Source organism: Nocardia abscessus NBRC 100374 (assembly GCF_000308455.1).
Classification (GTDB): Bacteria; Actinomycetota; Actinomycetes; order Mycobacteriales; family Mycobacteriaceae; genus Nocardia; species Nocardia abscessus.
Map to the genome: position 1 here is coordinate 48526 of NZ_BAFP01000266.1, position 8603 is coordinate 57128.

Genomic DNA, 8603 nt, shown 5'->3' on the forward strand with positions numbered 1-8603 from the left:
CGTCGGCCGCCTTTGCCATACTCGCGCACGCGCCCTGCCCGGACACTGTGCGAAACCCGCCCTATCAGGGCCCGGACGACCAGCCGGACGCCGCTACCAGCGCCCGCGCCGCAGTACCTCTTGTCGGGTCGACGGCGCCCGCTCCCCCCGGGGATTCGGAGGTCATCCCGGTTGGTGAACACCAGGCCCTGGCACGTCGTGGTAGAGCTCGGCGATCTCGGCGGCGTATTTCTCGGCGATGATCCGGCGCTTGAGTTTCAAGGTCAGGGTGACTTCGTCGCCGCCCGCTTCCCAGAATGTGGGCAGGATGCGGAATCGGCGGATCTGTTCGACACGGGAGAGCTCGGCGTTGCCCGCCGCGATTCCGGCGGCGATGTGGGCGACGACGGTGGCATCATCCGCCAGGGCGGCTGCGGTGGCTTCAGGAAGGTTGTGCTGGTTTGCGTAAGGGCCAACGCTTTCCGCGTCGAGGACGACGAGGGCGGTGTTGTACGGGCGGCCGTCGCCGATGGTTGCCATAGCGCCGATCAGGGGTGTCGCGGCTTTGATGGTGTTCTCGATGTTGGTCGGCGACATGTTCTTGCCGGAGGCGTTGATGATCAATTCTTTCTTGCGATCGACGACCGTGAGGTACCCGTCGTCATCGATGTCGACCACGTCACCGGTGCGCAGCCAGCCCTCGGGGTCGACCGCTTCGGCCGTCTTCTCCGGTTCGCCACGGTAGCCTTTCATGACCAGGGGGCCGCGGACGAGCAGTTCCCCGTCGTCGCCGAGCCGGGCTTCCATGCCGGGCAGCAGTTTGCCGACAGTGCCCAGTCGAGCATCACGCGGGTGGCTGACGCTACAGATGCAGGTCAATTCGGACATACCCCAGATTTCGGCGATCGGGATGCCCAGGCCCGCGAAGAATCCGAGGGTCTGGGGCGGGATGGGTGCGGCGCCCGACATCGCCCACCGCACGCGGTCGAGGCCGATTGTGGTGCGCAGCGCTGAGAGCACCAAGGCATCGGCGCGAGCCCATTCGTCGGCGACGTCGTCCGGAATCGGTGCTCGGGCGAGCTGGTATTCGCTGCGCTGGGCGGCCACCTTCAGGGCCCATTGCACAGCTTGGCGTCGCGCCTGGTCCGGCTCGTCGGCCGCGGCGAATTCGATTGCTGCTTTCAGCTTTTCCCAGACGCGCGGCACAGCACCCCAGATGGTCGGGTGCAGTTCCGCCAACGCCGGTGCGATCTGTTTGGCGTCGGCCACACAGGTGATCTGGGTGCCGAATACCTCTTGGAAGTACAGCGCGGTGAGCCGGTCGGCGATGTGCGCGGTGGGCATATAGGAGGTGATGGTGTCGCCGAAGTGGATGTCGAGCACCTCGGCGACCGCGTAGCACTCGAACATCAGGTTCGCGTGGGTCGTCTCGACGCCTTTGGGATTGCCGGTCGTGCCGGAGGTGTAGATCAGTGTGGCCACATCCCCAGGACGGACCGCACGCCAGATGGCGTCGAAGTCGAAATCCACTGGCGCGCCCGCGATCAGGTCAGCGATCGAGAGGGTGCCTTCCGGTGCGTTGTCCACGCAGATGATGTGGTCGAGCTCGACTCCGCTGTCCCGCAACCGTGGAACATACTGCGGTTCGCAGATGACTACGCGGGCGTCGGCGTTGCCGAGCACATGAGCGAGCTGCTCTGCGGACAGTGTGTTGTACACCGAGAACGCAGTGGCGCCGAGGTGCTGTGCGCCGACTTCGAGGGGGTAGAAATCGATCCGGTTGGCCATCATGAGCGCCACTGTGTCGCCGCGTCCGACACCGAGGCCGGCCAGTCCGGCGGCCGCCTCGCGGACCTGCTCGGCGTATCGCCGCCAAGTGAGGGTTCGCTCGGCGCCGGGTATCCGCAGCGCGACAGCATCCGGGTCGATCGTGGCGTTGTGCTGGAAGGCCGCGCAGAGGGTGTCGAAGCGGCTGGTTGTCACAGGGTGTCCTTCGGTCGGGACTGCCTCAGAGGCAGCGAAGTCGAGATGTGCGGCGATGAAGTGTGCGGTGGTCGGCCAGAGCTCACTGTGCGGTACTTCGAGGTGAGCCGCTCACGTCGGTAGCGGGGTCGAGATGTCGGTCGATGAAGCGAGCGGCGCCGCGGTAGGCGATGCGGGCTTCGGGCACCATGGCGGCGAAAACATGGAAGACGTGCATCTGGTTGGGCCAGAGTACGAGTTCACAGGTCGCGCCCGCGGCGTGCAGACCGGCAGCCAGCGCGGTGGCGTCACCCGTGAAGAATTCCTCGTCTCCGGCGTGGATCAGCGTCGGCGGCAACGACATTCCCCGGCGCGGCCGCAGTTCGCGCGGCTCGGTGGTGAAGTGAGCGATCGCCGCGGTCACGGCCGAGATGGTCAGCAGTCCGTCCCGCTGTGCGGTCTCGTGGGCGTTCGCGGCGGTCAAGCTGAGATCTGTCATGGGACAGAGCAGCACCAGCGCGGCCGGGCGGGGCCCGCCTTCGCGGGCATTGGTGATGACGAAATCGGCGGCCAGGTACCCGCCCGCGGAGTCACCGGCGACGATGATCCGCTGAGGCGGGAAGCCTTGTGCGAGCAGCCACTGGTAGGCAGCGGACACGTCCTCCGACGCGGCGGGAAACGGGTGCTCGGGCGCCAGACGGTAGTCGACAGCGAAGACGGGCAGCCGGGTCGCGGCGGACAGCCGGGAGGTGATGCCGCGATAGGCCCGCGCGGATCCGGCGACGAAGCCACCGCCGTGCACGTACAGGATCACCGCGTCGTCGCGCACGACTCTCGGGCCCCGGATCCATTCGCCGCGTACCTCGTCGCCGCGGACGGCTGCGACGACCGTGTCGCGCAGCATCGGTGCGACGGTGCGCAGAACGTTGTCGATGAGAATCCGAGCGGCGGGAATGGTGGACGGAGTGACCGGGATCAGGTCGATCACCGGGCGGAAGGTCAGCGCCGAGATCCGGCGTAGTGCCCGGGCGCGCACGGAGGCGCGCATAACGGGACCTGATCCGCCGTCGCTGGGTGTCGGGCAGCTCGACGCATCGCGGGTCACAGTGCGTTCTCGATTCGGTGGATCAGTGTGGCGAGCTTGGGGTCGCGGGCGAGCTGGTGATCGAGTGCGACGTTGACGATTCCGCGTAGTAGCGCGTAGGGCACCCATCCGGTCGGCGCGATGGTTCGCGGGGCGCGGCGGCGGATGCCGTCGGCGATGACGCGTGCCGCCTCAGCCGCGGTGATGCGGATGTCCAGTGGCCAGGGCAGCAGGTTGTCGATGGCGCGCCCGATATCGTCTCGGTCGAGGGTTGCGTGGGTCATCGCCGTGTCCACGATGCCGAAGTAGGAGACACCGGCAGTGACGCCGTGCGGGGCCAGTTCCACGCGCAGGGCGCGGCCGAGCTGTTCCACACCCGCCTTACTGATCATGTACGGCGAGCCGCCCATCCCCGGGGCGAACGCGGCGCACGAGGAGACGACGACGATATGTCCGCGCACCGCGATGACATGATCGAGCGCCGGGCGGACGGTGTTGAACGCGCCGGTGAGGTTGACATCGAGCACGCGGTCGAAACTGTCCGTGTCCATGGTGCGCAAGGTCGCTGGTTTCGGTACGACGCCCGCGTTCGCCACCACCACGTCGAGGCGGCCGAAACGCTCGACAGTGCGGGATGTCGCCTTCTCCATGGCTTCGCGGTCGGCCACGTCGGCGCTGAGCGCGAGTGATCGTTCACCGAGAGCCGAAGCGGCTGCCTGCGCGGCGGCCTGATCGATGTCGACCAGCGCGATCGACGCGCCTCGCCGGTGCAGAAGGGTCGCGAGTTCACGGCCGATGCCTTGGCCCGCGCCGGTGATGAGCACGGTCTTCCCGCGCACGTCGTAGCGTGGTCCGGTGATTCGGCGCAACGGTTCGAGCGGTCCGCTGTTCATCGGGCACTCACCTCGTAGGATTCGATGTCGAATCGACGTGTGCGACTGCGATATTCGAAGCTCCAGTTGGGATACAGGCCGGCATTGCGACCGTCGGGTGTCTGGTAGTAGCCGGTGCAACCGCCGGTAACCCACACGGTGGATGCACTGCGCCGGGCCATCTCGTCCAGGAATGCCTCCTGCACTTCGGGTTTCACCTCGACGCGGTGTGCCCGCCGGGCGCGCATCGTGGTCAGCGCAGCCACGATGTAGGCGATCTGCGACTCGATCATGAAGATGGCCGACTGGTTGCCCGCCGCACCGAACGGTCCCAGGGTGCAGAAGAAGTTCGGGAAGCCCGCGAGGGTCGCACCGAGGTAGCTCTGCGGCTGCTTGCGGTACAGATCGGCCATCGACCGACCGTCACGACCGATGAACCTCTCGAACGCGCTGGGAACGGAGGTGAATCCCGTCCCGTAGATGATCACATCCACCGTGTGTTCGGTGCCGTCGCGCAGCACGATCGAGTGAGGCCGCACCTCCGCGATGCCGTTGGTGACGACCTCGACATTGGGCTGGTCGAGCGCGGGGAGGTAAGCGTCGGAGAAGATCGCTCGCTTGCAACCGATCATGTAGTCCGGCGTCAGCTTGCGACGCAGTTCCGGATCGCGGACCTGGCGAAGCAACTGCAGTCTGCCGAGCAGCTCGTACGGGTGGCGGAATCGTTTGTCCACGAACCCGACCAGCCCGAAGCCCTCGATAGCGCCGAACCAGCCGCCGCGAATCGCCTTGCCCACAAGAGGTACTCGCTGCAGCAGTTTACGCTCGAGGCCGAGCGTTCGACGGTCCATGCGCGGCATAATCCAGGGAGCTGAGCGCTGGAACAGCAACAGTTTCGCGACCTTGGGCTGAATTTCCGGCACGAACTGGACCGCCGAGGCACCGGTGCCGATGACCGCAACCCGCTTGCCGGTGAGCTCGTAGTCGTGATTCCAGTCCAGCGAGTGGAAGGTAGTGCCCGCGAACGTGTCCAGACCGGGCAGCGCCGGGTATTTGGCTTCGGCGAACAGGCCGGTCGCCGAGATGAGGAAGTCGGCGGTGAGCGAGCCACGGGAGGTCTCGATGTGCCAGCGCGTTTGTGTCTCGTCCCAACGTGCGTGCAGCAACTCCGTGCCGAAGCTGATGTGGCGCACCACGTCATGCTGCTCCGCAGCAGCGCGGATGTATTCCAGGATCTCGGTCTGCGTGCCGTACTTGCGTGACCAGTTCGGGTTCGGCGCGAAGGAGTAGCTGTACAGGTGGGAGGGCACATCGCAGGCACACCCCGGATAGGTGTTGGCCTGCCATGTGCCGCCCAGGTCATCTGCGCGCTCCAGGATCATCAGATCGTCGAAGCCGGCCTCACGCAGTTTTATCGCCAGACCGATACCGCTGAAACCCGAACCGACGATGACGATCTGCCGATGCTCGATCGAATCGTTCATCGTTATCGGATCCTTCCGTGTAGCACCGCGACCACACGGTCGACGATCGCGTCGGCCATCTCGCTGCGGCTGAATGTGGTGAGGGCCAGCGGTGATGGAAAGCGTTGGCGTGTGGTCGCCTTGGCGTAAGCGAATTCCTTGAGGCCGTCAGGACCGTGTACCCGGCCGAAGCCGGAGCCGCCGACACCGCCGAGAGGAAGCGACGGATTCAGCGCATGCGCGACGAAGGCATTGATGGAGATGCCGCCCGCCCGGATGCGGTCGGCGATGTCGCGGCCGTCGCGGCGGGAGAACACAGTGCCGCCGAGTCCGTACTCGGTCGCGTTGACCCGGGCGACGGCCTCGTCCATATCGGTGACCTCGGCGATCGTGAGCGTCGGACCGAAGGTCTCCTCGGTCACTGCCGTAGCGTCCTCGGGGACGTCGACCAGGATGGTCGGCTGGACGAACTGGCCGTCGATGGTGTCCGGCCCGCCGAGTAGCGCCCGCGCGCCGCGCGCCAGCGCGTCCTCGATCTGCCCCAGGATGACGGAGATCTGCTTGGGCATGGTGATCGGGCCGACCTGCGCGCTGCCCGCGCCCGCGCGCACCGTGGCCGCCAGCGCCACCACCTTCGCGAGGAATTCGTCGTAGACGGCGGTGTGTACGTAGACGCGCTCCACCCCGAGGCAGGTTTGACCCGCATTCGACATGCCGCCCCACACGGCGACGTCGGCAGCTGCGTCCAGGTCGGCGTCGGCATCGACAATCAGCGCGTCCTTGCCGCCGCATTCCATCAGCACCGGAGTGAGGTTTTCCGCGCAGGTCGCCATCACCCGCTTGCCGGTGGCGGTCGAACCGGTGAAACCGATCTTTCCGACATTGCTGCGGCACAGTGCCGCACCGGTCTCGCCGTAGCCGGTGATCACTTGCAGCACTGGCTTTTCCGGCACGATGCGTCCGAAGGCTTCGGCCAGCCACACGCCGACGCCCGGGGTGTACTCGCTCGGCTTGAAAACGACGGCATTTCCCGCTGCCAGCGCGAAGGACACCGAACTCAGCGGAGTGAACACGGGATAGTTCCACGGACCGATGACCCCCACCACCCCGAATGGACGGTACTCCACCTCGGCGGCGTGGTTGATCGTGAGCAAGCTCGGCATCACGCGGCGGCGTCCGAGCACTCTCTCCGCGTTGCGGGCCGCCCATTTCAGGTGCTCGAGCGCCATGACGATCTCGAGGTTGGCGTCCGAGATCGGCTTGCCCATCTCGTCGTGCATGATGCGGGCGAGTTCGTGACGGCCGCGGGTGATTTCGGTACGCCAGGCGTCCAGCCGCCGTGCCCGCCCGGCGAACCCCAGACTCGCCCACCAGCCCGCGGCATCACGCGCTGTTGCCACTGCTGAGTTCACCTCGGCGGCAGTGTGCACAGGGTGGACACCGACCCTCTTCCCGGTCGCCGGATTGCGCACCTCGAAGGTGGTATCTGTGATTGTCACGCTGGTGGACATCAGTTCCCCGCTTCCGACCCGTGGCGGACCCGATGCGCGGTGCCGCTGGCGATCGTGCCGGTGACGAGTCGGTTGACCGGCCCGGCCACGGCCAGCAGCGGTCGCAGCGCAAGCTCGCCTTCGAGCGCGAAAGTCCAGGCCAGTCGGGTGCCACCGGCATGCGGCGCGAGCACGATGTCCTCGGCGAAACGCCGCAATCCCGGGATGGACGCGGCGTCCACCGTGAAGGTCATACGTTCGCCTTCGTCCCAGCGGTAGAACCGCTCATCCAACTGGACGAGCCGGCCGAGTGTGACGGTGCGGGTCGCGCCGACCCCGAATGGGCGCGGGGAGGTCCACTCCATCCCGGTGATCACGCAAGACCAGGAAACCAGGGCGTCGTCGGCCGTCAGCGCCGCCCACACGGCGTCGGGACCGGCCTCGATGTCGATGGTGTGTTCGTAGCGCCGAGGCGCGGTCGAGAGGAACGCGTCGTCGGATTCCTCGAGGGTGAAGCGTCGTGCCATGGACCTCGTCGTCCCTTCCGGTGGTTTCACAGATTGATGACCAGTGCGTCGCCGGCCGCGCGGGAGACACAGACGAGCATGTGATCGGCGCGTTCGGCCGCGGGCAGAATCCGGTCCCGGTGCTCGATCTCCCCGGCGAGCACGCCGGTCTTGCAGGTGCCGCAGAAGCCCTGTTGGCAGGAGTAGACGACATCGGGCACGGTGCGCCGGATGGCGGCGAGCGCGGTTTCCTCGGCACCGACCCGGATCGTGCACCCGGTGCGCGCCAGGGTGAGGTCGAACTGGCGGCCGTCGGTGACCGGCAGAGCGGAGAAGCGCTCGGTGTGCAGTGACCCGGTCGGATTGACAGCGAACATCGTGCGCTGGGCCGCGGCCAGCACCGGCGCGGGGCCACACACATAGACCGCAGCACCGGGTTCGGCTTGCTCGAGCAGCCCCGCAACATCGGGCATGCCGTATTCGTCGTCGGGCCGGATCTCCCCCTCGGGCAGTTCATCCAGGAAGGGCATCGAAGCCCGCGACCGACCGAGGTAGACCAGCTTGCCGCGGGCACCCGCGGCCTTGGCCATGGGCAATATCGGGGTGATGCCGATGCCACCCGCGATGAACAGATATGACGGAGCCTCCACGAAAGTGAACGCGTTGCGCGGCCCGCGCACCTGCAAGGCATCCCCTGGCCGCACGTGGCGGTGCATCTCGATCGACCCGCCACCGCCGTCGGGAATACGCCGCACCGCGATCCGGTAGCTGAACCGATCACTCGGGTCACCGCACAACGAGTACTGCCGCTGCTTTCCGGAAGGGAGGAACACATCCAGGTGCGCGCCGGGGCGCCACTCCGGCAGCGCTTCGCCGTCGGCTGCGCGCAGCGTGAAGCTGAGCACGTCCGTTGCCTCGTCCTCGACCCGGTCGACGACCAGGTTCAGGTCGAATCCGGTACGCCGCACCGGAGTCGACCTCGACAGCAGCGCAGCGGCGGGGCCGGAGACGAAGACTCGCTTGTAGGCGTCCATCACCGTGCCGAGCATCCGCAAGCTCGCCGGAGCGGCTTCGTCTGCAACCATGCTTTTTCCCATCAGTGACCGGCAGCCCTAGCCGCGGGTGAGTGCGCGAGATACCGCAGCGCTGTGTCCATAGGCCCCAGTTGCGACGGATGGAAGCTGCGCCGCAGATACCGCGGCATCTCAGTGAAAAACACTGTCCAGTTGGGAATCACACCGCGTCGT

The 8603-nt window shown here is 66.8% G+C and carries 7 protein-coding genes; all 7 read right to left on the reverse strand.

What is annotated here, in order from left to right:
- Nucleotides 1-162: 162 nt before the first annotated feature.
- Complete coding sequence (fadD11, locus tag ON19_RS33555; RefSeq protein ID WP_043702155.1) at nt 163-1962, reverse strand: fatty acid--CoA ligase FadD11; 1800 nt, start codon at nt 1960-1962, stop codon at nt 163-165.
- Nucleotides 1963-2044: 82 nt separating this feature from the next.
- Complete coding sequence (locus tag ON19_RS33560; RefSeq protein WP_043702157.1) at nt 2045-2989, reverse strand: alpha/beta hydrolase; 945 nt, start codon at nt 2987-2989, stop codon at nt 2045-2047.
- 53 nt (nt 2990-3042) lie between these two features.
- A complete protein-coding gene (locus ON19_RS33565; protein WP_043702164.1) occupies nt 3043-3918 on the reverse strand; it encodes an SDR family oxidoreductase in 876 nt (291 codons plus the stop codon).
- A complete protein-coding gene (locus ON19_RS33570) occupies nt 3915-5381 on the reverse strand; it encodes a flavin-containing monooxygenase (protein WP_043702167.1) in 1467 nt (488 codons plus the stop codon). The genes ON19_RS33565 and ON19_RS33570 overlap by 4 nt, the downstream gene beginning before the upstream one ends.
- 2 nt (nt 5382-5383) lie before the next feature.
- Complete coding sequence (locus tag ON19_RS33575; RefSeq protein WP_043702168.1) at nt 5384-6871, reverse strand: aldehyde dehydrogenase family protein; 1488 nt, start codon at nt 6869-6871, stop codon at nt 5384-5386.
- Complete coding sequence (locus tag ON19_RS33580) at nt 6871-7377, reverse strand: SRPBCC family protein (protein ID WP_043702169.1); 507 nt, start codon at nt 7375-7377, stop codon at nt 6871-6873. The genes ON19_RS33575 and ON19_RS33580 overlap by 1 nt, the downstream gene beginning before the upstream one ends.
- A gap of 26 nt (nt 7378-7403) precedes the next feature.
- On the reverse strand, nt 7404-8441 hold the full coding sequence (locus ON19_RS33585; RefSeq protein ID WP_043702170.1) for a PDR/VanB family oxidoreductase: 1038 nt from the start codon (nt 8439-8441) through the stop codon (nt 7404-7406).
- Nucleotides 8442-8603 lie beyond the last annotated feature (162 nt).

Excerpts from the sequence above, each read along its gene's own strand:
- ON19_RS33570 (WP_043702167.1), bottom strand. The coding sequence starts at position 5,381 with ATGAACGATTCGATCGAGCATCGGCAGATCGTCATCGTCGGTTCGGGT.
- ON19_RS33575 (WP_043702168.1), bottom strand. The coding sequence starts at position 6,871 with ATGTCCACCAGCGTGACAATCACAGATACCACCTTCGAGGTGCGCAAT.
- ON19_RS33580 (WP_043702169.1), bottom strand. The coding sequence starts at position 7,377 with ATGGCACGACGCTTCACCCTCGAGGAATCCGACGACGCGTTCCTCTCG.
- ON19_RS33565 (WP_043702164.1), bottom strand. The coding sequence starts at position 3,918 with ATGAACAGCGGACCGCTCGAACCGTTGCGCCGAATCACCGGACCACGC.
- ON19_RS33560 (WP_043702157.1), bottom strand. The coding sequence starts at position 2,989 with ATGCGCGCCTCCGTGCGCGCCCGGGCACTACGCCGGATCTCGGCGCTG.
- ON19_RS33585 (WP_043702170.1), bottom strand. The coding sequence starts at position 8,441 with ATGGTTGCAGACGAAGCCGCTCCGGCGAGCTTGCGGATGCTCGGCACG.